The sequence below is a fragment of the Cupriavidus sp. USMAA2-4 genome (assembly GCF_001854305.1).
Classification (GTDB): Bacteria; Pseudomonadota; Gammaproteobacteria; order Burkholderiales; family Burkholderiaceae; genus Cupriavidus; species Cupriavidus malaysiensis.
In genome coordinates this window covers 2667922-2693553 of the sequence record NZ_CP017749.1, presented here as the reverse complement: position 1 = coordinate 2693553, position 25632 = coordinate 2667922, and the positions used below count along the sequence as shown (strand labels likewise).

Sequence of the window (25632 nt, the reverse complement as noted above, 5' to 3'; positions counted from 1 at the left end):
CGGGGCACTACGTCGCACCATATCGTGCCATGTCGCGCTACAGCGCGAAGCTGTCCGAACGGGCCATCGGCCAGTACTTTTCGTAGAGCTGATAGCGGTAGTTGCCGTTGAGCAGGTCGCCCGGCGCCAGGAACTTCAGCAGGTCGGACAGCAGGCGCACCTCGTTGACCGAGACCCTGCGCACGATATGGTGTGCGCGCAGGTCTGAGGGATGCTGCAAACCCGCGGCCTGCAGCAGTTCCTGCAGCGCATGCAGCGTGTGCCGGTGGAAATTGGCCACGCGCTCAGCCTTGTCGGGCACCACCACGGCGCGCTGGCGCACCGGATCCTGCGTCGCCACGCCGGTCGGGCAGCGGTCGGTATGGCACTTCTGCGCCTGCACGCAGCCCAGCGCGAACATGAAGCCGCGCGCCGAGTTGCACCAGTCGGCGCCGATCGCCAGCGTACGCGCCACGTCGAAGGCCGTCACCAGCTTGCCGCTGGCGCCGATGCGGATCTTGTCGCGCAGGTTCACGCCGAGCAGCGTGTTGTGCACCAGCAGCAGGCCTTCCTGCAGCGGCGTGCCGATATGGTCGACGAACTCGAGCGGCGCCGCGCCGGTGCCGCCTTCGGCACCGTCCACCACGATGAAGTCCGGCAGGATGCCGCTCTCCAGCATGGCCTTGACGATGCCGAAGAACTCCCAGGGATGGCCGATGCAGAGCTTGAAGCCGGTCGGCTTGCCGCCCGACAGGTCGCGCAGGCGGTCGACGAACTGCAGCAGGCCCAGCGGCGTGGAGAACTCGCTGTGGCGGGCCGGCGAGATGCAGTCCTGCCCCATCGGCACGCCGCGCGTGGCGGCGATCTCCGGTGTCACCTTGGCGGCGGGCAGCACGCCGCCATGGCCCGGCTTGGCACCCTGCGACAGCTTGACCTCGATCATCTTGACCTGCGGCGAGCGCGCCTGCTCGGCGAACTTGTCCGAGTCGAAGCTGCCGTCCGCGCGGCGGCAGCCGAAGTAGCCGGACGCCACCTCCCAGATCAGGTCGCCGCCTTCCTGGCGATGGTAGGGGGAAATCGAACCCTCCCCGGTATCGTGGATGAAGCCGCCGATGCGGGCGCCCCGGTTGAGCGCGCGGATGGCATTGCCGGACAGCGCGCCGAAACTCATGGCCGAGATATTGAACACCGACAGCTGCACCGGCTGGGCTCGCTGCGGCCCCACGGTGATGCGGAAATCCGCCGAGTCGATGCGGCTCGGCGCCAGCGAATGGCCGACCCACTCGTGGCCGACCGCGCGCACGTCCAGCTCGGTGCCGAAAGGCCGGCTGTCGACCTCGCTCTTGGCACGCTGGTAGACGATGCTGCGCTGCTGCCGGGAGAAGGGCATCTCGCCGGTGTCGTCCTCGATGAAGTACTGGCGGATCTCCGGCCGCACGAATTCGAAGAAGAAGCGCAGATGGCCCCAGATCGGGTAGTTGCGCAGGATGGCGTGGCGCGACTGCAGCAGGTCGTGCAGGCCCACCAGCAGCAAGGCCGACGGCAGCACCAGCCACCAGGCGGAGGCGCGGTGCGCGGCGGCCAGGGCGGCCAGCACCGCCAGGGCCAGCACGGCCGACCACACCGCACCGTAGCGACGAGAGAACATGGGGACTCCTTGAGCGCCGGCGTGGTGCCGGCAACGCGGGCATTATCCTCTCATCGAGCCGCCGCCGCAGGCCGGAACGCGCCTCATTGCCGTTGCGATCCGGCGGCGGCGCGGCAATAAAAAAGGGAGCCGCGAGGCGGCTCCCTTTCAAGCTTGGACTGCGGAGGCGAATTACAGCGCGGCGTCCTTCAGCTTCTTCAGCGGGCGGACCTTGACCTTGACGCTGGCCGGCTTGGCCGGGAACCAGCGCTCTTCACCGGTGAACGGGTCCTTGCCGAAGCGCTTCTTCTTCGCCGGCACTTGCTGCGCGGTGACCTTCAGCAGGCCCGGCAGCGTGAATTCGCCGGCGCCCTTCTTGTGCAGCGCGCTGACGATGGTGTTTTCCAGATGGGCCAGAACCGACTTCACGGCCTTGGCTTCCAGCTGGGTCTGAGCAACCAGGTGAGCGACCAGGCTCGACTTGTTGAAGGTGTCCTTCAGCGGGCGCGGCGTCGGCGCGGCAGCAGCCGGCGCGGCCTTCTTGGCAGCAGCAGCAGCCTTCACGGGAGCCTTCACGGGAGCCTTGGTTGCCGCGGCCTTCTTGGCAGCGGGCTTGGTTGCAGTCTTCGCGGTCGGTTTCGCTTTGGTCGCCATATCGATATACGTGAGTTGAACAGAATGGTGCCGGCCGGTTCGTCGCTGCGGTGGTGCGCGGAAGCGCTTCCCGCCAACCGACGCGCCCTTGCCGGCGCCCACTGAATCATAGCGGAAACTGCGACACGTCAAGGACTTTTCGTGCATGCGGCAAGCCAAACCGGGTGAAAACCCCGTGTTTTGTCGCTGCTTTACCTCAGCAGCACACTGCGATGGACATGCGGTACCTGATTTCACCGCTGCGGCAACGCTGCGCAACGCGGCCCCACGGCGCGCGCGGACCGTGCGCAGCTTGCGGAGCCGCGCGCGCAGGAGGCCGGCAACGCACGACGGCGGCCCCCGTTGCCACCGCGCAGGCAGACGGCGCTCCGGCGCTCCGGCGCTACCCGTCCGCGCTCCCGCGGTCCGCGACGCTAGCCCCGCAGCTCTCGCCGCAGGATCTTGCCGGTCACCGTCTTCGGCAGTTCGTCGAGGATGGCGACGATGCGCGGGTACTTGTAGGCCGCCATGCGCTCCTTGCAGTAGGCCACCAGCTCTTCCGAAGTCGCCTGCGCCTGCGGTTTCAGGCTGACCACGGCCTTGACGGTTTCGCCCCGGTAGTCGTCCGGCACCCCGACCACGGCCGCCTCGCGCACCGCCGAGTGGGTGTACAGCACGTCCTCCACCTCGCGCGGCCAGACCTTGTAGCCGCCGGCGTTGATCATGTCCTTCTTGCGGTCGACCAGGTAGAACCATCCGCGCTCGTCCATGAAGCCGACGTCGCCGGTGCGGAAATAGCCGTCGACGATCGCCTTCGCGCTTTCCTGCGGCTTGTTCCAGTAGCCCGGCACGATCATCGGCCCGCGCGAGATGATCTCGCCCACCTCGCCGACCGGCAGCGGGCGGCCCTCGTCGTCGCCGATATAGGACTCGACGTTGAACGCCGGCACGCCGACCGCCAGTGCCCCGGAGGCGGGATCGACCGGCGCCTCGCTGCCGAAGGGCACCACGTGGGTGGGCGAGTTGGTCTCGGTCAGGCCGTAGCCGTTGTGGATGTAGTGCCCGAAGCGGGCGCGGAAGGCCTCGACCACGCTGGGCGGGATCGGCGCCCCGCCGGAATAGATGCGCGTCAGCGTGGCGAAGTGCTCGCGCGTGGCCTGCGGGTGGTTCATCAAGGCGATGAAGACCGTGATGGAACCGATGGTGAAGGCGACGCGGTGCTCGCGGATGGCATCCAGGATCACGCCCGGCTCGAAGCGGCAGGCCAGCACCAGCGGCGCCGCGCAGATGAAGGCCGCGCCGATATGCCCGACCAGCCCGGTGATATGGAACAGCGGCGCCACGCCGAGAATGGGGGCCCCTTCCTGCAATGCGATCCAGTCGCGGTAGACCTGGGCATTGAAGGCGATGTTGCCGTGGGTATTCATCGCTCCCTTGGGCACCCCTGTGGTGCCCGAGGTGTAGACCAGCATGGCGATGTCGGACGGCCCGAGCAAGACCGGCGGCGGACGGCTGCCGCGATGGGCCGCGATGACCCCGGCCAGGTCTTCGGCGCCCGCGAGCGCCTCGGCCGGCACGCGCCGCCCGCCGGCGAACAGGCGGGGATCGAGGCGCGACTGGTACTCCAGTTCGGAGGTCGTCATCACCGCCGGCTGCAGCGCCGGCTCGCCGCGTGCGGCCAGCGCGGCCAGCCCGGCCTCTTGCGCGAGCAGAGGATGCACCACCTCGGCATACAGCGACTCGTGGCAGACCAGCAGGCGCGCGCCGGAGTCGGCGAGCAGCAGGCGCAACTCGCGCGCGCGGTTCATCGGGTTCACCGGCACCGCGATGGCGCCGATCTTCCACGCCGCCACCAGGGCGATGACGAACTGGGGCACGTTCTGCAGGTAGATCGCGATGCGGTCGCCGCGCGCGCAGCCGCGCGCCAGCCAGGCGCAGGCGAGCGCGTCGGACTGGGCATCGAGTTCCGCGTAACTCAGGCTGCCGTCGAAGTAGAGGATGGCCGGCCGCTCTCCGGCACGCGCCACGGCGGCGCGGAACACGCTGAGCGCATCGGTGAAGGCGGGAGCGATGGCATGCGGCTGGCCGGCCTGGTAGCGGGCCAGCCAGGGTTTGCCGTCGTAGGGAGTGCTGCTGGGCAGGGACATCATGTGCCCTCCTGGAAGCGGACACCGCGGCGCGGCCCGGGGGCGCGCCGGCGGCGGGGAAACGCCCGGCGCGGGCGCCGGGCGCGGGACGGGGCAGGCCGTGCTGCGGCGCCTACTTGATCACCACCGGGTTGACCGGCGCGCCGCTGCCGTTGACCACCTTCAGCGGCGCCGCCGTGTACAGGAAGGACCATTGGCCATCCTCGGCGCAATCGGCGGCGAGCGGGTCGAGCTGCGCGATCTCGGTCAGCGTCACGCCCAGGTTGCGCATCAGCGCATTGTGCAGCGGCAGCGCCACGCCCGAAACGGGGTCCATGGTGACCTCGTTGGCGATGGTGTCGGTCACCAGGTTGGGGATCTCCATCTTGTGGAACCACTCGACCAGCTCCGGGCTGTAGGTCAGGCCCGGCTCGATGAAGTTCTGGTAGAACTCGGTCTGGTCGCGATGGTAGAAGGAACCGATCCAGCCGGTGCGGATGATCAGGATGTCGTGCTTCTCGATGCGCACGCCCTGCGTCTCGGCGGCCTGCAGCAGGTCCTGGTGGGTGAAGGTCTCGCCGGGATCGAGCACGTCCTTGCCGCGATGGCGCGCCATGTCGATCAGCACGCCGCGCCCGACCACGCCGCGCTCGGCGATGGGCAGCACGCTGGCCTTGTCGAGGCCGCCGATGGTCGACCTGGCATCGAAGCCGTTCCACAGCTGGTCGCCGTACCACACGTGGCCCAGCGCGTCGTACTGGGTCGAGCCCTGCAGGTACATGATCATCATGTCGTCCGCGTACTCGCCTTCGCCGGGGAAGACCGGACCCTTGCCGCACAGGTAGTGGCCCTTGTCCATCACGTTGAGACGGCGCGCCTGCGCGCGGCCGGGCCAGACCGGGTCGCCCTTGGGATGGCCCATCTGGATCTGCAGCGTGAACGTCTTGCCGGAGCGCACCGCGGCGACGCCGCGCAGCACCTCCGCCTGGGTCAGGTAGTTGAGCGAGCCGACTTCGTCGTCAGGCCCCCACCTGCCCCAGTTCTTCGGCGCGTCGCGCAACAGCTCTGCCACGTGTGGAACGTTCTTCGATTCCATGCCTTGTCTCCTTCCATTCGCACTTCGAGGGTAGAAACACCGCCGCAATGGTCATGTCGAGCATTCATGGCAGACCATGCGTCGGACGTATAAATTCGAACGGTCGTGCGTTTTATCGCGGTCGAGTGTAGTGCAGCCCGAGAAAGGTGTCCATGCGAGACGGCCCAGGCAGGCCGCCGTACATTCGCCATGGCGTGCAGGCGTCGCTGCGCGCGCGGCGCTAGCCCTCGTCGCCGTCACGCTCATCGAGGCAGGCGGCCAGCAGCGGCCCCGCTGCCAGCGCGCCCAGCGCGATCAGCGCCAGGCTGCTGCCGCAGCGCCGCCATTCGGCCAGCACGGCGCCGAGGCCGGCATGCAGCGCGAACAGGGCGGCCACGCCGAGCAGGCTCGACAGCGCCGCCAGCGCCAGCAGCGCCTGCGTGCGGAGCGAAGCGGGTGGCGCGGCGCGGCCGTCAGGCGAACGGACGGCGCCGGGACGCGCGGCGTGAGAGATATCATGCTGGCGTGTAAGCTCTGCGGGCATGGCGGTGCGGGACGGTGGAGAGGCTTCGCAGTCTGCGCCCGCCCGCCTGAACGCCGGCTGAGCCCGCCGTTCAGCTTCCGTTCAGCGCATCCCTGGCACGCTCCTTCGCCTATGCTCCATGCCTCCCGCTTCCGCCGGCCGCGCCGGCGCCCTGCCGCCCTGGCGGCCCTGCTGCTCGCGCTGTCGCTGGGCACGTCCCTGCCCGCGCGCGCCGACAAGGACGCGGACCGCGCGCGCGCCGCCGTGCAGGCCGGCGAGATCCTGCCGCTGTCGCGCATCCTCGACACCGTCTCGCGCCAGTTCGCCGGCGATGTGATCGGCGTCAAGCTGGAGCGCGACGACGGTGCCTGGCAGTACGAAGTCAAGCTGCTGCTGCCGAACGGCTCGGTGGCCAAGCTCGAATACGATGCCCGCAGCGCGGCCCTGCTCAAGGCCAAGGGACACGGCATCGAGCAGGCCAGGAAGGGCTCCTGACATCATGCGCATCCTGCTGGTGGAAGATGAAGCCGCGCTGGCCGCGCAGGTCGGCGCCAGCCTGCGCGAGGCCGGCTATGCCGTGGACCATGCCGCCGACGGCATCGACGGCTGGCACCTGGGCAGCGAAGAGCCCTACGACGCCGTCATCCTCGACCTGGGCCTGCCGCGCCTGGACGGCTTGACCGTGCTGCGCCGCTGGCGCGCCGCGGCGGTCGCGGTGCCGGTCCTGGTCCTGACCGCGCGCGACAGTTGGACCGAGAAAGTGGAAGGCATCGATGCCGGCGCCGACGACTACCTGGCCAAGCCGTTCCGCATGGAAGAGCTGCTCGCGCGCATCCGTGCGCTGATCCGGCGCGCGCACGGCATGCCGTCGCCGGAGCTGGCCTGCGGTCCCGTGCGGCTCAATGCGCGTGCCGGCACCGTAAGCGTGGACGGCGCCCCGGTCGCGCTCACCGCGCACGAGTTCAAGGTACTCGACTACCTGATGCACCATCCCGGCGCCGTGATCAGCAAGAGCACGCTGACCGAGCACATCTATGCGCAGGACTTCGATCGCGACAGCAACACCATCGAGGTCTTCGTCGGACGGCTGCGGCGCAAGCTGGGCGTCGACGTGATCGAGACCGTGCGCGGCCAGGGCTACCGCCTGCGGCCGCCACCGGAGCCGGCATGAGCGCGCCGCCGCGCGCAGGCACCGGCGCGGGCGGCCGCGCCGGCGGCATGCTGCGCCATTCGCTGGCGCTGCGCCTGCTGGCCGTGGCGGCGGTGTGGCTGGTGGCGGCGCTGGGCGGCACCGGCTGGCTGTTGTCGGCCCTGTTCGCACGCCATGTCGACCAGACCTACGTGCGCCAGCTCGAACACCAGCTCAGCAGCCTGGCCGCCGCCCTCGACTGGGACGGCGGGCACCTGGTCCTGACCCGCGCGCCGGCCGACCCGCGCTACGAGCTGCCGTATTCGGGCGCCTACTGGCAGGCCCGTGCCGGCAAGGCGCTGCTGCGCTCGCGCTCGCTGTGGGATACGGAAATGCCGGCCGCCGCCACCCGCCGGGTGGATGGCACCACCGCCGACGTGCGGCCGGGGCCGGAGGGCCAATCGCTGCTGGTGGTGGCGCGGCGCATCGTGCTGGCATCGGCCGACACTCCGGTCGAGCTGGCCGTGGCACTGGACCGCACCGAGTTGCGCACCGCGCGCCAGGCCTTCAACCGGATGCTGTGGTGGTCGCTGACGGCACTCGGCGCCGGCCTGCTGCTCGCGGTGGCGGCACAGGTGAAATTCGGCCTGGCGCCGCTGGCGCGCTTGCGACAGGCCCTGGCCGGCATGCAGGCGCGCCGCGAGAGCCGCCTCGGCGGCGCCTGGCCGAGCGAGGTCGAACCGCTGGTGCGCGAGATCAACGCGCTGCTGGCGCACAATGCCCAGGCGCTGGAGCGCACGCGCCGGCAGGCGGCGGATCTCGCCCACGCGGTCAAGACACCGCTGGCCGTGCTGGCCAACGACGCGGACGCGCTGCCCGGCGCGGCGGCGGCATCCGCGCGGCGGCAGATCGAAGCAATGCGGCGCCAGGTGGAACGGCACCTGGCGCGCGCACGCGCTGCCGGCGCGGCCGCCTCGCGCGGCACGCGCATCGACGCCGCCGCGGCGGCCGCCGAACTGGCGCGCGCGCTGGGCCGCCTGCACGCGGCGAAGGGACTCGAGATCGCGGTGGACGGCAGCGGGCATTTCGCCGGCGACCGGCAAGACCTGCTGGAAATGCTGGGCAACCTGTTCGACAACGCCTGCCAGTGGGCGCACTCGCGCGTGCGGGTCTCGCTGTCGGAGTCCGGCGCGGAGTCCGGTGCGGCCCCTGCCGGCACCGTGGACAATGCCACCGCCGGGGCCATGCTGCAGGTGCTGGTGGAAGACGACGGCCCCGGCATGCCGCCCGAGGCGCGCGCCCTGGCCACCGAGCGCTTCGGCCGCCTCGACGAGAGCGCCGCCGGCAGCGGCCTGGGCCTGGCCATCGTGACCGAGGTGGCCGGCCTCTACGGCGGCCGCCTGACGCTGGACAGCAGCCCGCTCGGCGGGCTCGCCGCGCGCCTGACGTTGCCTGCCTGACGTTATCTACCTGAAGCGGCTGGCATGCTGCGAACCGGCCGGCGCGCTGCGCCGCCGGCCGCTCAGTGCGCGCGTGCCTCCATCGCAGCGCGCGTCTCGCGCGCCAGCCCCAGCCAGAAGGCGGCCTCGGCCACCAGGAACAGCGGCCCCACGATCAGTCCCGTCAGGTCGTCGACGAAAGCGGGCTTGCGCCCCTCGTAGTAATGGCCGACGAACTGGATGATCCAGCCCACCACGAACAGGCCGATGCCTGCCGCCAGCCATTGTGCCGTGGGCAGACCCGCCAGCCAGGCGCCGGCCTGCAGGAAGCCGCCGAGCAGGACCAGCATGGCCAGGCCGAAGCCGAGCGAAAGGCGCAGGTAGAACAGGCAGGACAGTGCGTACACCACCATGGCCGGCGTCACGAAGGCCGAGCCGTCGCCCAGCGCCAGCGCCGGCCGGCCCAGCAGGGTGGTCACGGACAGCACGATCATCGGTATGCCGACGAAATGCGTCAGCACGTTGCGCGGATCGCGATGGTAGGCGGCATAGCCGGCCAGGTGCTCGATCAGTGTCTTCATCCAGGTCTCCTTGAGGCTCGGCGCGGTCCCGCCGGGATCGGAAGCGGGCGCGCCATTCGGGCTGGCCGTATAGTATTAGGCAGCACCGGCCGGGTCTGTCCGGTTTTTGACAGTTGCCCGGCCGCCAAGACTGGAGATATCGACCATGGGCATCGCATCGCAGCCCACCCGTTCACGGCCCCCGCATCCCACCCTGGCGCCGCCGGCATTCGCTACCGTGCAGGAAGGCGCCTGGTTCCGCACCCTGCCCGCGCCCTTGCGCGAGGCACTGCTCGAAGATGCCGCCACGCGCTCGCTCGCCCCCGGCCAGGCGCTGTTCTCGCGCGGCGACCCGTTCGACGGCCTCTACTGCGTGCTGAGCGGGACCGTGCAGGTCGATGCCGTCAGCGCTGCCGGCAAGGCCGCCCTGCTGGGGCTGCTGGAAGCGGGCACCTGGTTCGGCGAGATCTGCTTGTTCGACGGCCTGCAGCGCACCCACGATGCGCACGCCGTCAGCGCCGCCAGCGTGTTGCTGGTGCCGCGCGAGAAGCTGCTGCGGCGGCTGCAGGCCCACCCCGAGTGGTGGCCGGAATTCGGCCGGCTGCTGGCGGCCAAGACACGCCAGGCCTTCCGTTTCGTCGAGGAGGCGCAGTTGCTGGCGCCGCTGGCGCGCACCGCGCGCCGGCTGGCCGCGCTGGCCCAGGGCAATGGCGGCGGCACCGGCGCAAGCCAGGCGGCGCCGGCCCCGCGCACCCTGCGCATCCCGCAGGAACAACTCGCGCAGATGCTCGGCCTGTCGCGCCAGACCGTCAACCAGGCCCTGCGCGACCTGGAAGCGCGCGGCCTGCTGCGCCTGCACTACGCCGGCATCGAGCTGCTCGACCCGGATGCGCTGGCGGCGCTCGGCTAGGCGACACGCCGCCCGCCCCCTGCACGCGCCCCTGCGCTGCCGCTCAACGTTCCCGCCGCCATGACGACACTCGACCCCGCCCGCCTGCGCGCCTACCTCACCCGCGTCGGCATCGATGCACCGGCACGGGCCGAGCGCGACGCGCTCGATGCGCTGATCGCCGCGCAGCTCGCGGCCATCCCCTTCGAGAACATCGACCCCTTGCTGCGCCGGCCCGTCGCCATCGATGCCGACAGCGTGTTCGACAAGCTGGTGACACGCGCACGCGGCGGCTACTGTTTCGAACTGAACACGCTGCTGGCCGCCGCGCTCGAGGCGCTCGGCTTCCGCGTCACGCCGCTGGCGGCGCGTGTGCGCTGGCAGGTGCCGCCGGACCGGCTGACGCTGCAGACACACATGCTGCTGCGCGTCGAAGCGGCGCACCGCAGCTACATCGTCGACGTCGGCTTCGGCGGCCCGACGCCGGACCGCGCGCTGCCGCTCGACGGCGAGCGCGACGACACCCGGCCCTATCGCCTGGCCGCGGTGCCGGCATCGGCCGCGACCGGCGCCTACCCGGCCTTCGATCTCGAAGCGCGCGGCGACGGCGGCTGGCGCCAGGTCTATCGCTTCGACCTCGCACCGCAGCATTGGCTCGATTTCGTGCCGCGCAACTGGTACGTCGCCACGCATCCCGACAGCATCTTCCTGCGCCGCCTGATGGTGGCACGCACCGAGGGCAGCACCCGCCTCACGCTGGGCGATGGCGAATTCGCCGCCCGCGCCGCCGACGGCAGCGTGCAGCGCGAGCGGCTGGCGGATGCGCAGGCGGTGCTGGGCGTGCTGGACACGCGCTTCGGCATCGTGCTGGACGCCGCCAGCCGCGCCGGACTGGCGCAGGCGCTGCCGGCCTTGCTGGCCGGCGGCCGCCCGGCCTGACGGGGCGGGGATTACCGCACGTCCCGATGCGCCCCGGCAGGTCCCGACGCGGCCCGCCCGGGGCGCGCGGGCCGGCGTGTCCTGCACTGCAGGCGGCACCATGCACCGCGCGCATTGCCGGCAAAAAGAATGCTGATATGCGCGCCGCCGCGCGCCCGCGGCTGTGGACTGGGCCGCGCCGCCTCACACATAATGTACCGGTCGGTAAGGCAGTGCCCCGCGGCGTCGCCGACGCCGGGCCATCGCCGACCAATCCAAGCGGAAAGCCAGCAGCGCCGCCCTGACGGGACGGCCGCGCATCATCAGGAGACAACATGTCATTGTTTGATCTGACGGGCAAGGTTGCCATCGTCACGGGCTCGTCGCGCGGCATCGGCCGCGCCATCGCGGAGCAACTGGCCGTGCAGGGAGCCAAGGTAGTCATTTCCTCGCGCAAGGCAGAGGCCTGCCAGGAAGTCTGCGATGCCATCAACGCGCGCCACGGCGCCGGCACCGCCATCGTCGTGCCCGCCAATATCTCCTCCAAGGAAGACCTGCAGAACCTGGTCGACGAGACCAACCGCGCCTTCGGCAAGATCGACGTGCTGGTCTGCAACGCCGCCTCCAACCCCTACTTCGGCCCGATGGCCGGCGTCAGCGACGACCAGTTCCGCAAGGTGCTGGACAACAACGTCATCTCCAACCACTGGCTGATCCAGATGGTGGCGCCGCAGATGATCGAGCGCAAGGACGGCTCCATCATCATCGTCTCGTCGATCGGCGGCCTGCGCGGCTCGCCCACCATCGGCGTCTACAACATCTCCAAGGCCGCCGACTTCCAGCTCGCGCGCAATCTCGCGGTCGAGTTCGGCCCGCACAATGTGCGCGTCAACTGCATCGCCCCGGGACTGATCAAGACCGACTTCGCCCGGGCCCTGTGGGAGGATCCCGAGCGCTACAAGCAATCCACCCAGGGCGCGCCGCTGCGCCGCATCGGTGAGCCGGTGGAGATCGCCGGCGCGGCCTGCTACCTGGCCTCGCCGGCCAGTTCCTTCATGACCGGGCAGGCCCTGGTCGTCGACGGCGGCGTCACCATCTGATCCCTGATCCGGGCAGTCCCGCAGCGGCGGCCCGGCGCACCGGGCCCCGCGCCCGCGTGCCCGGCCCCATCCAACCTGCCTGCAGACAGGGAGGCAGTCATGACTAGCCCTTCGCCCGCCGGCGCCTGGCCGGCCATCAGCCTGGCCGAGGCGCACGCGCGCCTGACCGCGCCCGGTGCCCCGTTCGAAACCGAAACGGTGACGGTACGCGGAATACCCGTCACCACCTGGAAGAACGCGCCGCCGACGCTGCGCGAGCTGTTCCTGCTGGGCCGCAGCCACGGCGACAAGACCTTCGTCGTCTACGAGGACGAGCGCGTTTCCTATGAAGCCTTCGCCCGCGCCGCGCTGACCGTGGCCGATGCGCTGGTGCGCGACGGCGTGCGCAAGGGCGACCGCGTGGCCCTGGCCATGCGCAACCTGCCCGAGTGGCCGGTTGCCTTCTATGGCGCACTGCTCGCCGGCGCCATCGTCACGCCGCTCAATGCCTGGTGGACCGGCGCCGAGCTGGAATATGGCCTGGCCGACTCGGGCAGCCGCGTCGCCATCGTCGATGCGGAGCGCCTGGAGCGCATCGCGCCGCATCTCGGCGCCTGTCCCGCGCTGCAGAAGATCTACGTCTCGCGCAGCGAAGGCGCGCTGCCTGCATTGCCGGCCGGCGTGCAGGTGCGCGCGCTGGAGTCGCTGCTCGGCCCAGCATCCGACTGGCAGGGCCTGCCGCCCTGCGCGCCGCCGGACATTGCGCTCGCGCCGGACGACGACGCCACCATCTTCTACACCTCGGGGACCACCGGCAAACCCAAGGGCGCCATCGGTACCCACCGCAACGCCAGCGTGGTGGCAATGGCGGGCCTGCTCAGCCCGATGCGCAACTTCCTGCGCCGCGGCGAGCCGATCCCCACGCCGGATCCCAAAGCTGCGCAGAAGGGCTCGCTGCTGTCGGTCCCCTTCTTCCACGTGACCGGCTGCATGGCGGTGCTCAATGCCACCATCGCCAGCGGCGGCAAGATCGTGCTGATGCACCGCTGGGACCCGGTGCGCGCGATGGGGCTGATCGAGCGCGAGCGTTGCACCGCGGCCGGCGGTGTGCCGACCATCGCCTGGCAGATCATCGAACATCCCGAGCGTGCGCGCTTCGACCTGTCTTCCCTGGAAAACGTCAACTACGGCGGTGCGCCGGCCTCGGCGGAACTGGTACGGCGCATCAAGGAAGTCTTCCCGGCTTCCGCGCCCGGCATCGGCTGGGGCATGACGGAAACCTCGGCCACCTTCACCAGCCACAGCGCGGAAGAGTACGTGCACCGGCCGGAAAGCGCCGGTCCGGCGCTGCCCATCGGCGAGATGAAGATCGTCGACGAGATGGGCAAGGCCTTGCCGCCCGGGCAGGCCGGCGAACTGTGGGTACGCGGCGCCAACGTCGTGCGCGGTTACTGGAACAAGCCGGAAGCCACGGCCCAGACCTTCGTCGACGGCTGGCTCAAGACCGGCGATATCGCGCGCCTGGACGAGGAGGGCTATCTCTACATCATCGATCGCATGAAGGACATGCTGATCCGTGGCGGCGAGAACATCTACTGCATCGAGGTGGAAAGCGCCCTGTACTCCCATCCGGCGGTGATGGACGCTGCCGTGGTCGGCATCCCGCACAAGACGCTCGGCGAGGAGCCCGGCGCGGTGGTCAGCCTCAAGCCGGATGCCGGCGTCAGCGAGGCCGAACTGCAGGACTACCTGCGCGAGCGGCTGGCGGCCTTCAAGGTGCCGGTGCGTATCCTGTTCTGTCCCGATATGCTGCCGCGCAATGCCAATGGCAAGATCCTGAAGTCCACGCTGCGGGCCATGTTCGGGCCGGCGGCCTGAGACCGCCCCGCCCTCCTGCCGCCCGGCTCGCGACGGGCCCGGCGGCAGGCCGGGAACAAGAACAAAAACAGGAAGTAGAAAGGAGACCACCCCGATGCCATCACTCCCCGCGACGATAACGCCGCCGCAGCCGGTCCGCCCCCGCCCTGCCGGCGCGGCGCTGGCGCTGCTCGGCGCCGCCGCCCTGCTGGCCCTGGGCGGCTGTGCCGCCGGCCCCGGTGCCGCTGGCAGCCCGATCGGACAGGTTCCCGAAATCCGCCCGGGCATCCTGGCCGGCTACCTGCCGCGCCAGGACCTGCCCGACAGCCTGGTGCTGGTGCCCCCGCCGCCCGCGCCGGGCTCCGCCGCCCAGGCGCTCGACGACGACATCGCGCGCCGCGCCACCGCGCTGCGCGGCAGCGCGCGCTGGCAACTTGCGAGCGAGGACGCCGAACTCGGCTTCCCGAAGGCGGCCGGCGCCTTCAGCTGCGTGCTGGGGGCCCCGGTCAACGCCCAGGACACGCCGCACCTCTACCTGCTGCTGCGCCGCACGCTGGCCGATGCCGGACTGGCAACCTACCGCGCCAAGGACCAGTACCAGCGCAAGCGGCCGTTCATGGTCAACGGGCAGCCGACCTGCACGCCGCAGGAAGAGGCCAAGCTCGTCAAGGACGGCTCCTATCCCTCCGGCCACAATGCGGTCGGCTGGGCCTGGGCGCTGGTGCTGGCCGAAGTGGCGCCGGAACGCGCCACCGCCATCCTCGCGCGCGGGCGCGCCTTCGGCGACAGCCGCCTGGTCTGCAATGTCCACTGGCAGAGCGACGCCAATGCCGGCCGCGTGATGGGTGCCGCTGCGGTCGCGCGCCTGCATGCCGACCCGGTGTTCCGCGCCGACCTGGCGCTGGCGCGGCAGGAACTGGCCGCCGCGCGCACGCGCGGCCTGGCGCCGGAGCGCGACTGCGCCGTGGAAGCTGCCGCCATGGCACAGTGGCCCGCCGCGGCGCCGGCAGGCCAATAGAAGGCGACGGGATGGGATGGACGGCGGCACCCGCCGGCGCGCCCCCCAATGGCAGGAAGCGCCGGCGCGCGGTGGCCCTGCCGACCGGCTATTTGACCGGGATCGGCGTGGCCGCTTCGACCGGCACCGCGGTGACGCTGTTCTGCGGGCTGCCACTGACGATGCGGTCGGAATAGGTCAGGTAGACCAGGGTGTTGCGCTTGCGGTCGACCGCGCGCACCACGTGCAAGGTCTTGAACAGGATGGACATCCGCTCCGAGAACACATTGTCCTGCTGGCGCAGCGGTGCCTTGAAGGCGATCGGCCCGACCTGGCGGCAGGCGATCGAGGCCTCCGGCGGATCCTCGGCCATGCCCAGCGTGCCCTTGATGCCGCCGGTGCGCGCACGCGAGACATAGCAGGTGACGCCAGCCACCTGCGGATCGTCATAAGCTTCGATGACGACCTTGTCGGAACCGGTCACGCGGAAATTGGTGCTGACGCTGCCGATCTCCTCGGCCTGCGCCGCCGCGGCCGCCAGCAGGAAGCCGGCGGCCAGCACGCTGGCAATGGTGCGCATCGCGTCTCCCTCAGGCCGCCGGGGCGGCCTTGATCTGGTGCTGGCGCGCCTCCATTTCCTGGCGCAGCGCGCGCCGCTGCTGAGCGGCGGCGAAGCGCTCGCGCTCGACCTTGTCGCGGGGCTGCAGCGGCGGCACCTCGGTCGGCTTGCCGTCGTCGTCGACCGCCACCATGGTGAAATAGCAGCTGTTGGTGTGGCGCACCAGCTTGCTGCGGATGTTCTCGGTCACCACCTTGATGCCGATCTCCATCGAGCTGCGCCCGGTGAAGTTGACCGCCGCCAGGAAGGTCACCAGTTCGCCTACGTGGATGGGCTGGCGGAAGGTCACCTGGTCCACCGAGAGGGTGACCACGTAGCTGCCGGCATAGCGGCTGGCACAGGCATAGGCCACCATGTCGAGATACTTCAGGATCGTGCCTCCGTGCACATTGCCGGAGAAATTGGCCATGTCCGGCGTCATCAGCACGGTCATGGAAAGCTGGTGGGGCAATTCGTTCATGATGCTACCTGGTGCCAAGGAAAGGTCGGCGCCCGCAGGGCGCGGCCCGGCCAGTGTACCGCCGGAACAGGCTGCCGGCCGTGACACGGCGCGGCGTCATCGCGCCGCAAAATGAAAAGCGGCCGCAAAGGCCGCTCTATCGCGAAGCATGAACCGCGGACGGCTTACTTCTTCTTGTTCACAGCGTCCTTGAAACCTTGACCAGCCGCGAACTTGACCGTCTTCGCAGCCGGAATCTTGATCGTCTCGCCGGTGCGCGGGTTACGGCCGGTGCGCGCTGCGCGCTTGCCCGAGCTGAAGCTGCCGAAGCCCACCAGCGTCACCGAGTCACCCTTGGAGACTGCCTTCTTGATATTGTCCAGCGCGGCATTCAGCGCGCGCTCTGCTGCAGCATTGCTCAGTTCCGCGTCCGCGGCGATGGCAGATACCAGTTCACCTTTATTCATGGCTGATTTCCCTTGTTGGTCGTCTTCACCGGCCCCGCCTCCAGGCGGCAGTTCACCGATCGGCGCAGTCTAATCTGCCCTTTGCGCCGAGAGCAATCCCCAGTGGCACCGACGCAACGAAAAAAACCCGCAAATCCTTCGCCGGCGCGCCTTTGTAGCGGATTTAGGCAGCTGGCAGGGCTATTCGCACGCGTCCCGGAATGCAAACAATGGCAATGACGCCGGCATGATCGGCGCCTCCGGTGCGACCGATGCCGCCGATGCGTCCGCCGATGAACGCAGGCCATGCGTCTCCCCGCCTGGTCTGGTCTCCCCGTCGGCGGCCATGCACCGGACCGGCTCCGGCGCGCCCGGCGCACGCCCCATTCTGGCGCTGCGCCCCGATTAGGTGCACAAAGCCAAAGCAGGCCGCTCCGAATCGGTGCGCACGGACCCGCCTCGATGCGGCGGCTTGTCCCGGGACTTCCGCCACAACCCCCACTACGGTGCGTCTGCACCATGCCATGGTGCGACCGGCCCCAACTTGGAACGCTTTTTGCATACCCATGCGCCTATTTTGAGCATGAGGGACTCATGGACAACTGGAAGAGCGGCACCGACGCCCTGTTCATCCTGCTAGGCGCGATCATGGTGCTGGCCATGCACGCCGGTTTCGCCTTTCTCGAACTGGGCACGGTACGGAAGAAAAACCAGGTCAACGCCCTGGTCAAAATCCTGGTGGATTTCGCGGTTTCCACTATTGCGTATTTTTTCATCGGCTATACGGTGGCCTATGGCGTGAATTTCATGGTCGGCGCCGACGTGCTGGCACAGAACAGCGGCTATGAACTGGTGAAATTCTTCTTCCTGGCCACCTTTGCCGCGGCCATCCCGGCGATTATCTCGGGCGGCATTGCCGAGCGCTCCCGTTTCACGCCTCAGTTGATGGCCACCTTCGTACTGGTCGGATTCGTCTACCCCTTCTTCGAAGGCATCGCCTGGAACCAGCGCCTGGGCGTCCAGCAATGGATCACCACGCTGACCGGCGTGCCCTTCCATGACTTCGCCGGCTCGGTCGTGGTGCACGCCGTGGGCGGCTGGATCGCGCTGCCCGCCGTGCTGCTGCTGGGCGCGCGGCGCGGCCGCTACCAGAAAGATGGGCGCATCAGCGCGCATCCGCCGTCGAACATCCCGTTTCTCGCGCTGGGCGCCTGGGTGCTTGCGGTGGGCTGGTTCGGCTTCAACGTGATGAGCGCGCAGAGCATCGACAAGATCAGCGGGCTGGTCGCCATCAATTCGCTGATGGCCATGGTGGGCGGCACCCTGGCTGCCTGGTGGGCCGGGCGCAACGATCCGGGCTTCGCCTACAACGGCCCGCTGGCCGGCCTGGTGGCGGTCTGCGCCGGCTCGGACCTGATGCACCCGCTGGGCGCGCTGGCCACCGGCGCGGTTGCCGGTGTGCTGTTCGTCTACCTGTTCACGCTGGCGCAGAACAAATGGCATATCGACGATGTGCTCGGCGTATGGCCCCTGCACGGTCTGTGCGGGGCCTGGGGCGGCATCGCCGCCGGCATCTTCGGTGCCCGCGCGCTGGGCGGCATCGGCGGCGTATCGCTGCTGGCCCAACTGATCGGCACGGTACTGGGCATCGTCATCGCCCTGGTCGGCGGCACGGTGGTCTATGGCACGCTGAAGAAGTTCGTCGGCATCCGGCTCGATCCCGAAGCCGAATACAACGGCGCCGATCTGTCGCTGCACCGCATCTCCGCCACCGCGGAGCGTGAGACCAACTGGTAAACGAGAACCGGCAGACAAAGGCAGGCAGGCGCCGGGCGGCGGCAGGCCGCCCGGCGCCTTACCATTGTTTGCTTGAACTTCCGATTTTGGCAGCGCAATAATGATTTTTGCCTGCCCGGCACCGCCGCGGCAGGCAGGAATCCGCATCGATCCGTCGATCCGTCGATCCGTCGATCCGGGATCGATCTCTGTCCAGCCAGCCGGGAGAACACGCCAATGGATGCCGCAACGCTGCAGAAATTTCAGGAAACGGTTACCGCCTACGCCACCGAGTTCGGCGTCAAGATACTCTCCGCCCTCGCCTTCTGGATCGTCGGCCGCTGGCTGATCCACTTCGTCGTCGGCCTGGTGCAGAAATCCCTGTCGCGCCAGAAGGTCGATTCCACCCTGCTGCGCTACGTCGGCTCCATCGTCACCGTCACGCTCAACGTCGTGCTGGTGATCGGCATCCTCGGCTACTTCGGCATCCAGACCACCACCTTCGCCGCGCTGATCGCCGCCGCCGGCGTCGCCATCGGCATGGCCTGGTCCGGCCTGATGGCCAACTTCGCCGCCGGCGCCTTCCTGATCGTGCTGCGCCCCTTCAAGGTCGGCGACTTCGTCACCGTCGGCGGCATCACCGGCACGGTCAAGGAGATCGGCCTGTTCTCCACCACGCTCGATACGCCCGACAACGTGCTGACGGTGGTCGGCAACAACAAGATCTTCGCCGACACCATCCAGAACTTCAGCGCCAACCCCTACCGCCGCGTCGAACTCAAGGCCCAGCTCGCCGGCAGCACCGACCCGGCCGCAGCGGCCGCGCTGCTCAAGGCACGCCTCGCCGCCATCCCCAACGTGCTGGCGGAGCCGCCGGTCGACGTGGAAATCCTGGAGTTCACGCTGGTGGGACCGGTGCTGGCGGTACGGCCCTACTGCAACAACGACCACTACTGGCAGGTCTATTTCGACACCAACCGCGTGATCCGCGACACCTTCGGCCAGGCCGGCTTCGCGGCACCGATGCCGGCGCAGATGGTGGTGGTCCAGAACGGCGCCTCCGCGGTACCGGTACAGGCCGCGGCCTGAGCCTGCGGGCCCGCGCCAAACGCGCGTTCGACTTACCCGGCGCGCGCCCGTCAGGGGTGCCCTGCCCCGCGGCATCCGTAGGCGCGCATCAGCACGGCACCCACGCCACACACGCCCATCACCACCGCCAGCGGCAGCGCCGTGCCGTCATGCCACAGGCTGACCGCGGCGCCCGCCAGCGTTCCCAGCGAGAACTGCAGCGTACCCATCAGCGCCGAGGCCGTGCCGGCGCGATGGCCCTGGTGGGCCAGCGACATGGCCGAGGCATTGGGCAGGATGCAGCCCAGCGCGGCGATGAAGAGGAAGAAGCCCGCCAGCAGCACCGGCAGCGTGGCCCAGCCCGCGAGGCTGGCGCCGGCCAGTCCCAGGCCCGCCGCGCACGGCACCAGCAAGGCGCCGCGCAGGACGCGGTCCAGCGGCCTGCCGCGCACCAGCCGCGCATTGCACTGGGACATGGCGATCAGGCCGAAGGCGTTGGCGCCGAAGACGAAACCGTAGTGCGAGGGCGCGATGCCGTGCAGCTCGATCAGCACGAAGGGGGATCCGGCGATATAGGCGAACATCCCGGCCTGGGCAAAACCGGCGGACAAGGAGTAGCCGAGGAACTCGCGGTCGCGCAGCAGTTCGCCATAGCCGGCGAGCACATGGCCGAGCCGCAGCGGCGCTGCACGCGCCGGATCCAGCGACTCCTCCATGCGCAGGTGCACCAGCCACAGGATGGACAGGCTCGCCGCCACCAGCACCCAGAAGATCGCACGCCAGCCCAGCGTCTGCAGGATGAAGCCGCCGAGGATGGGCGCCAGGATCGGCGCCAGCCCCATCACCAGCATCAGCGAGGAAAAGGCGCGCGCCGACTCGTGCGCCGCCAGCCGGTCGCGGATCACCGCGCGCGCTACCACCATGCCGGCACAGCCGCCGAGCGCCTGCAGGAAGCGGAACAGCATCAGCGCCTCGACATCGCGCGCCAGCGCGCAACCGGCTGCCGCGGCCGCGTACAGGCCGAGCCCGACATACAGCGGCGGCTTGCGTCCGTAGCGGTCGCTCAAGGGGCCGTAGAAGGCCTGGCCGAGCGCCAGGCCGACCAGGAAGGTGCCCAGGGTCAACTGGATGCGGCCGATGTCGACGCCGAGATCGGCCGACAGCGTCGGGAAGCTCGGCAGATACATGTCGATGGACAGCGGAGCGAGCGCCGTCAGCGAGGCGCAGACCAGCAGCCAGAGGGGGAAGCGCGCGGCCTGCTGCGCGCTGGCGGAAGACGTCATAGCGGGAACCCTGCAATCGGTTGGCCGCGGCGGGCAGGCACGCCCGCACGCATGGTGCGAAGCCGCAATTGTTGCACAGCATAACGAAACCGGCAGGAGAAGAGCTGTCCACGCGATGCCGCCCCGTCGCCGCCGATCCCATGTGTGGCGCGGCTTTCACGGCAGGCGGGCGGAAGGGTACAATGCGGCCTGTCGACGACGCTGTGGCCGACGACCGCACTGCCATATGAGCTTGGCCGGCGGTTGACGGCCCTGGTCCGGGCAACGTTTTTCTGCATGAGAACAAGACAAACGCCGCTCCTCGCTGTGCTCGGCCTGGCCGCTTCGCTGGCACCGGGGCCCTGGATGCCGCCCGCTGCGGCGGCCCCCGCCGCAGCCCGGCCGCAGGCCGCCTCGCAGCCGCCGGCGGACGAAGCCGAACCGCTGGCGCGCATGCTCAAGGGTGCCGCCACGGGCCAGAACACCGGCGCGGCGGGCGTGCCCGAACTGCTGCGCAATACCAACCGGCCCGACAGCGTGCTGGCGCGTGCCTGCCGCCAGCTCAACGATGCGCTGCCGATCGACATCGATGCCGAGACCCGCTTGCGGCGCTGCCAGACGGTGCCGGGCAAGCATGTGCTGTTCCAGCTCGAACTGACCAACTACCGCGGCCCGATGCTCGACCTTGCCAGCTTCGAGGTGAACTACGCCGCGCCCCTGCAGCGCAATATCTGCGCCAACCGTGACGTCGAGATCCTGACCAAGCTCGGGATCAGCATGATGTTCCGCTACATGACGCGCAACGAGCGCGGCGAGCGCCGCGTCGGCGACGTCTACATCAGCGCACCGATCTGCGCGACGGCGCAGCGCTGAGGCTGCTCGACCACTGGAACGCCGGGGCGCTGGAGGCGGTGCCGGCCAGCGCGGCGCGCGGGCCTTGCACCCGCGGCGCGCAAACAGGTCTGCGGACCTGCGGACCCTCAGGCCGCGGCACGCTGGCGCAACGGCACCACGTTATCGGCCACACGACGCAGCACCGCGCGCGTGCGCTTCCAGTCTTCGTGCGCCAGCGACGAGCCCCACACCAGCGCATGCAGGCGCGCCAGCGCCAGCGGATTGCCCAGCAACTGCAGCTTCTGGGCCGGGGTCAGCGCAGCCGGGCCCGAGGTCAGCGCGTGCTGCAGCAGGGCTTCATTGCGCAGGCGTGCGGCTTCGGGTTGCACGCGCCGCGCGCTGCCCGTCGCGCAGAGCAACGCGTTGGTCACGGGATCGACCACCGCATCGATGAAGTCCGGGCTGGCGTGCGCGGATTCGACGAAACGCTGCGTGTCCTGCATCTCGCGCGGCACGCTCACCTCCTCCGGGATCACGAACAGGTTGGCGCGGCGCAGCGCACGCCCGAGCGAGACACGCGACAGGAACACCGAGAGCGGCACCGACAAGGCCAGCGAGCCGACGATGGGCAACAGCCACCAGATGAAGGACGGATTGAGCCAGTACACCAGCGCTCCCCAGGCCAGCCCCACCAGCGTATGCCCGCCGTGGCGGCGCAGCGCCTCGCCCCAGCCGGTCTGCGCATCCTCGCGCGGCGGCGACTTCCAGCTGATGCCCCAGCCGACATAGGCTGCCAGCACGAACTTGGCATGGAACAGCATGCGCACCGGCGCCAGCAAGGCTGACAGCACCATTTCCACCAGGGCGCTGCCCAGCAGCGCCAGCCGGCCGCCGTACTGGCGCGCCTGCCGCATCAGCAGCAGCACGCTCGCCAGCTTGGGCAGGAACAGCAGCGTCGCCGTGGCCGAGAACAGCGCCAGCGCCTTCTCGGGATGCCACTCGGGCCAGGTCGGGAACAACTGGTAAGGCTGCGTGAAATACTCGGGCGGCACCAGTTCGTGCTTGGCCAGCAGCGCGGTCGACAGCAGCAGGAACAGCAGCCACAGCGGCGCCGACGCATAGGCCAGGGTTCCGGTCAGGAACACCGCGCGGTGGACCATGTGGAAACCCTGCTTCAGCCACAGGCGGAAATTCATCAGGTTGCCCTGGCACCAGCGGCGGTCGCGCTTGAGTTCGTCGAGCAGGTTGGGCGGCAGTTCCTCGTAGGAACCCGCAAGGTCGTAGGCGATCCAAACCCCCCATCCGGCGCGGCGCATCAGCGCGGCCTCGACGAAGTCGTGCGACAGGATCTCGCCCGCCAGCGGCCCTTTGCCGGGCAGCGGCGCCAGTGCGCAGTGCTCCATGAAGGGCTTCACACGGATGATGGCGTTGTGGCCCCAGTAGTGCGATTCGCCGAGCTGCCAGTAGTGCAGGCCCGCCGTGAACAGCGGGCCGTAGACACGCGTGGCGAACTGCTGCACGCGCGCGTACATGGTCTCGCGGCCCACCGCCTGCGGCGCGGTCTGGATGATGCCGGCGCCGGGATTGGCTTCCATCAGCCGCACCAGCGTGGCCAGGCAGTCGCCGCTCATCACGCTGTCGGCGTCGAGCACGATCATGTAGCGGTACTGGCTGCCCCAGCGGCGGCAGAAGTCGGCCACGTTGCCGGTCTTGCGCTTGACGCGGTGGCGGCGCCAGCGGTAGAAGATGCGCCCGAAGCCGCCGACCGCGCGGCAGATCTCCATCCAGGCATCGGTCTCGGCCACGCGCAGGTCCGGATTGCCGCTGTCGGACAGCACAAAGAAATCGAAGGCGTCGATCTGCCCGCTGCGCACCACGGACTCGTAGGTCGCGCGCAAGCCGGCGAACACGCGCGTCACGTCTTCATTGCAGATCGGCATGATGACGGCCGTGCGCGCCTGCGCCGGAATCGGGCCGTCGGCGGCGGCGCTGCGCGAGATCAGGTGGCGGTCGCCGCCCTTGGCCAGCACCAGGAAGCCCATCATCGCCGTCCAGAAGCCGGCGGACACCCAGGCGAACAGCACCGTGAACAATGTCAGGATGGCGACCTCGAGCAGGTCCCGCCCCTGATAGGGCAGCACATGCGCCATGAAATAGGTGGCGAGCCCGGTCTGCGCCAGCACCAGCGCCAGCAGCACCCAGCGCCGGTGGGAGCCGGCCGGGTGCCAGGTGCCCAGGGCATCCGGGCCGTCGTGCAGCGTATCCCATACCGCCGGCACCGGCGGGCGGCCGCTCAGGCGGCGCGCCAGGTTGCGCAGCCAGTGGCCCAGCACGTGCGGCGGCCAAGGCTTGGGCACCATGGCGCCGCGCTGCGGACGCGGCCCGGTATCGACGCGCACGGTACCGTCGGCGCGCCGCTGCAGCACGGGACCTGCCGCCGTGCCGGCAGCGTCGCCGGCCTCGCCGTACGCCATGGTAAAGCGCTGCCCGACCGAGCCATAGCCGTCGTCGTGCTCAGCCTCGTCCGGCGCGGATGCGCCGGCCGGGGCTGCCGCGGCCGTGCCGGCATCGGCCCGCGCCAAGCGGGCCTGCAGGGCATGCATGGTGGCCTGCGCGTCGCCGCCGCCGGCGCGCGTAGCATCGTCGAGCAGCGCCCGGCGCTGTTCGGGCGAGGCAGGCAGGCATTCGACATAGCGTTCACATGCCGCCTGGCCTCGCTTCAGCCTGGGGGTAAGATGTAGCTCCATGTCTCGGACAGGGTTGTATTGCCATTGCGAAGGTAGCCGCGCAATTCCACCGGCTTGCCTTCATCCTTACGGCGCACCACCAGCGTCAGGCGGTAGCCGCCGGTCGCCGGGTTGCGCTGTGCGGTGCTCTTGAGCACCTCGCCATTGCTGTCGGCCGAAATCATCGCGTCGACACGCGCGTCGGCCTGCAATCTCTTGAAGATGGGGCCTTCGAAATCGACCTGCAAGGAAAAACTGGTGTCATCATCCTTGCGCGTGAGGCCCTGGCCACGCCGGGTCTGCGTGACCCAGGACAGCGGCGGCGTGCGCTCGCCATCCTTCTGCCACAGCAGGCGGTACTCGAAGTCGAAGGGCTGCTTGGGCTTGGGCGGATTGTCGGGCACCCAGAAGGCCACGACATTGTCGTTGGTCTCATCGGGCGTCGGGATCTGCACCAGTTCCACGCGGCCGGAACCCCAATTGCCCTTGGGTTCCACCCAGGCACTCGGCCGGTGCTCGTAGTTCGCACCGATTTCCTGGTAGCTGGCGAAGCTGCGGTCGCGCTGCATCAGGCCGAAACCCTGCGGGTTGGTCGCCGCGAAGGAGGTGACCAGCAGGCGCTTCGGATTGACCAGCGGGCGCCAGATCCACTCGCCGGTGCCAAGCTGCACCGACAGCCCGTCCGAGTCGTGCACCTCGGGGCGGAAGTCGGGCTGGGCCGACGGCTGGTTCTCGCCGAACAGGTACATGCTGGTCAGCGGCGCCAGCCCGAGCTTGGTGACGTTCTCGCGCAGGAACAGGCGTGCCTTGACCTCCATCGCGGTCTCGTCGCCCGGCTTGATGACGAAGCGATAGGCGCCGGCGACGCGCCGCGAGTCCATCAAGGCGTAGATGGTCAGCTGCTTGTCGCCCGCTGCCGGGCGCTCGATCCAGTACTCGACGAAGCGGGGAAACTCCTCGCCCGAATTCAGCGCGGTGTCCACCGCCAGCCCGCGCGCGGACAGGCCGTACCACTGGTCCTTGCCGAGCGCGCGGAAATAGCTGGCGCCAAGGAAGGACACCACCTCGTCCTTGCGCTTGCCCTGGTTGAGCGGATACAGCACGCGGAAGCCGGCGAAGCCCAGCTTTTTCAACTGGGCCGGGTCCACCTTGACCGGGCCGTACTGGAACGCAGAGGGATCGAAGCGGATCTCGCGCGCATTGCCGCTGACGACCTCGTTGATACGGACCGGTTGATCGAACACCATCCCTTCGTGGAAGAAGGACAAGTCGAACGGCAGCCGGTTGTTGCGCCAGGGGAAGTGCTCCGGCTTGAACTGGATCTCGTGATAGCGCTCGTAGGGCAGCTCGCGCAACTCGCGCGGCACATTGGTCGAGCCCGGGGCCTTGTAAGGCGTGCTGGCCAGCTGGCGCGCGCGCGCCGCCACCATGTTGAAGTCGAAGGCATGCGCGGCCGCAGCCCACCCCAGCACCAATGCGGCCAGGGCCTGGAGACAACGCCGCGCGCCGGCACGGCGCGGCGTCGCGGGACGGAAGTTCGCTGCCAGGCTGCCGGACAGCACTGTGGGTTCGGACATGAAAACCGGAGGAAGAGTCCTGAAACGGAAAGGATGACGGAAGCCGTTGCAAGA

General features: G+C 69.5%; 23 protein-coding genes. 11 read left to right on the top strand and 12 right to left on the bottom strand.

Features of this window, described 5'->3' with window-relative positions; translation table 11 throughout:
* Positions 1-37: 37 nt before the first annotated feature.
* The 5 genes from BKK79_RS31815 to BKK79_RS31795 form a co-directional block, all read right to left on the bottom strand.
* Positions 38-1627 (bottom strand): FMN-binding glutamate synthase family protein, encoded by a 1590-nt coding sequence (locus tag BKK79_RS31815; protein ID WP_071039841.1) that lies wholly within the window; start codon positions 1625-1627, stop codon positions 38-40.
* A 171-nt stretch (positions 1628-1798) separates the two neighbouring features.
* Complete coding sequence (locus BKK79_RS31810) at positions 1799-2260, bottom strand: HU family DNA-binding protein (protein WP_071020729.1); 462 nt, start codon at positions 2258-2260, stop codon at positions 1799-1801.
* A 413-nt stretch (positions 2261-2673) separates the two neighbouring features.
* Positions 2674-4389: a class I adenylate-forming enzyme family protein gene (locus BKK79_RS31805; RefSeq protein WP_232346363.1), complete on the bottom strand. Its 1716-nt coding sequence runs from the start codon at positions 4387-4389 to the stop codon at positions 2674-2676.
* A 109-nt stretch (positions 4390-4498) separates the two neighbouring features.
* Positions 4499-5461 (bottom strand): cyclase family protein, encoded by a 963-nt coding sequence (locus BKK79_RS31800; RefSeq protein WP_071020732.1) that lies wholly within the window; start codon positions 5459-5461, stop codon positions 4499-4501.
* Positions 5462-5681: 220 nt separating this feature from the next.
* Entirely contained in the window at positions 5682-5984 is a 303-nt protein-coding gene (locus BKK79_RS31795; protein WP_071020738.1) for a hypothetical protein, read from the bottom strand.
* A 111-nt stretch (positions 5985-6095) separates the two neighbouring features.
* On the opposite strand from BKK79_RS31795, the gene BKK79_RS31790 reads away from it, so the two are divergent.
* From BKK79_RS31790 to BKK79_RS31780, 3 genes are read left to right on the top strand one after another with little or no spacing between them, the layout of a single operon-like run.
* Positions 6096-6458, top strand: a complete 363-nt coding sequence (locus tag BKK79_RS31790) for a PepSY domain-containing protein (protein ID WP_071039840.1) — start codon at positions 6096-6098, stop codon at positions 6456-6458.
* A gap of 4 nt (positions 6459-6462) precedes the next feature.
* A complete protein-coding gene (locus tag BKK79_RS31785; protein ID WP_071039839.1) occupies positions 6463-7134 on the top strand; it encodes a response regulator transcription factor in 672 nt (223 codons plus the stop codon).
* The gene (locus tag BKK79_RS31780) at positions 7131-8552 is read left to right on the top strand and encodes a sensor histidine kinase (protein WP_232346362.1); all 1422 of its coding nucleotides are present in this window, start codon (positions 7131-7133) and stop codon (positions 8550-8552) included. The genes BKK79_RS31785 and BKK79_RS31780 overlap by 4 nt, the downstream gene beginning before the upstream one ends.
* Before the next feature lie 62 nt (positions 8553-8614).
* On the opposite strand, the gene BKK79_RS31775 is transcribed toward BKK79_RS31780, so the two are convergent.
* Positions 8615-9112, bottom strand: a complete 498-nt coding sequence (locus BKK79_RS31775; protein WP_071020745.1) for an Mpo1 family 2-hydroxy fatty acid dioxygenase — start codon at positions 9110-9112, stop codon at positions 8615-8617.
* Positions 9113-9257: 145 nt separating this feature from the next.
* On the opposite strand from BKK79_RS31775, the gene BKK79_RS31770 reads away from it, so the two are divergent.
* The 5 genes from BKK79_RS31770 (at position 9258) to BKK79_RS31750 (ending at position 14852) form a co-directional block, all read left to right on the top strand.
* Positions 9258-10001, top strand: coding sequence for a Crp/Fnr family transcriptional regulator (locus BKK79_RS31770; protein ID WP_071020748.1), 744 nt, complete (start codon positions 9258-9260; stop codon positions 9999-10001).
* Between the two features lie 60 nt (positions 10002-10061).
* Positions 10062-10919 carry an arylamine N-acetyltransferase family protein gene (locus BKK79_RS31765; protein ID WP_071039838.1) on the top strand — a complete coding sequence of 286 codons (858 nt, stop codon included), beginning with the start codon at positions 10062-10064 and terminating at the stop codon, positions 10917-10919.
* 314 nt (positions 10920-11233) lie between these two features.
* The gene (locus tag BKK79_RS31760) at positions 11234-11998 is read left to right on the top strand and encodes an SDR family oxidoreductase (RefSeq protein WP_071020753.1); all 765 of its coding nucleotides are present in this window, start codon (positions 11234-11236) and stop codon (positions 11996-11998) included.
* A 99-nt stretch (positions 11999-12097) separates the two neighbouring features.
* Complete coding sequence (locus BKK79_RS31755) at positions 12098-13855, top strand: class I adenylate-forming enzyme family protein (RefSeq protein WP_071020756.1); 1758 nt, start codon at positions 12098-12100, stop codon at positions 13853-13855.
* Between the two features lie 94 nt (positions 13856-13949).
* The gene (locus BKK79_RS31750) at positions 13950-14852 is read left to right on the top strand and encodes an acid phosphatase (protein WP_084085420.1); all 903 of its coding nucleotides are present in this window, start codon (positions 13950-13952) and stop codon (positions 14850-14852) included.
* Between the two features lie 88 nt (positions 14853-14940).
* Here the strand turns inward: BKK79_RS31750 and BKK79_RS31745 are convergent, their stop codons facing one another.
* The 3 genes from BKK79_RS31745 to BKK79_RS31735 all read right to left on the bottom strand — a co-directional run bounded on the left by BKK79_RS31745 (position 14941) and on the right by BKK79_RS31735 (position 16356).
* Positions 14941-15411: a CreA family protein gene (locus BKK79_RS31745; RefSeq protein ID WP_071020759.1), complete on the bottom strand. Its 471-nt coding sequence runs from the start codon at positions 15409-15411 to the stop codon at positions 14941-14943.
* A 10-nt stretch (positions 15412-15421) separates the two neighbouring features.
* Complete coding sequence (locus BKK79_RS31740) at positions 15422-15910, bottom strand: acyl-CoA thioesterase (RefSeq protein ID WP_071020761.1); 489 nt, start codon at positions 15908-15910, stop codon at positions 15422-15424.
* 164 nt (positions 15911-16074) lie between these two features.
* Complete coding sequence (locus BKK79_RS31735) at positions 16075-16356, bottom strand: HU family DNA-binding protein (protein ID WP_071020764.1); 282 nt, start codon at positions 16354-16356, stop codon at positions 16075-16077.
* Positions 16357-16929: 573 nt separating this feature from the next.
* On the opposite strand from BKK79_RS31735, the gene BKK79_RS31730 reads away from it, so the two are divergent.
* The gene (locus tag BKK79_RS31730) at positions 16930-18132 is read left to right on the top strand and encodes an ammonium transporter (protein WP_071039837.1); all 1203 of its coding nucleotides are present in this window, start codon (positions 16930-16932) and stop codon (positions 18130-18132) included.
* A gap of 216 nt (positions 18133-18348) precedes the next feature.
* On the top strand, positions 18349-19200 hold the full coding sequence (locus BKK79_RS31725; protein WP_071039836.1) for a mechanosensitive ion channel family protein: 852 nt from the start codon (positions 18349-18351) through the stop codon (positions 19198-19200).
* Between the two features lie 50 nt (positions 19201-19250).
* Here the strand turns inward: BKK79_RS31725 and BKK79_RS31720 are convergent, their stop codons facing one another.
* Positions 19251-20462 (bottom strand): Bcr/CflA family multidrug efflux MFS transporter, encoded by a 1212-nt coding sequence (locus BKK79_RS31720; RefSeq protein WP_071020770.1) that lies wholly within the window; start codon positions 20460-20462, stop codon positions 19251-19253.
* Positions 20463-20738: 276 nt separating this feature from the next.
* Between BKK79_RS31720 and BKK79_RS31715 the strand changes: the two genes are divergently transcribed.
* Positions 20739-21314, top strand: a complete 576-nt coding sequence (locus tag BKK79_RS31715; RefSeq protein WP_071020771.1) for a hypothetical protein — start codon at positions 20739-20741, stop codon at positions 21312-21314.
* A 107-nt stretch (positions 21315-21421) separates the two neighbouring features.
* On the opposite strand, the gene mdoH is transcribed toward BKK79_RS31715, so the two are convergent.
* Both mdoH and BKK79_RS31705 read right to left on the bottom strand, forming a co-directional pair.
* A complete protein-coding gene (gene mdoH, locus BKK79_RS31710) occupies positions 21422-24022 on the bottom strand; it encodes a glucans biosynthesis glucosyltransferase MdoH (RefSeq protein WP_071020772.1) in 2601 nt (866 codons plus the stop codon).
* Positions 23995-25578, bottom strand: coding sequence for a glucan biosynthesis protein G (locus tag BKK79_RS31705; protein WP_083384578.1), 1584 nt, complete (start codon positions 25576-25578; stop codon positions 23995-23997). Before BKK79_RS31705 ends, mdoH begins: the two co-directional genes overlap by 28 nt.
* Positions 25579-25632 lie beyond the last annotated feature (54 nt).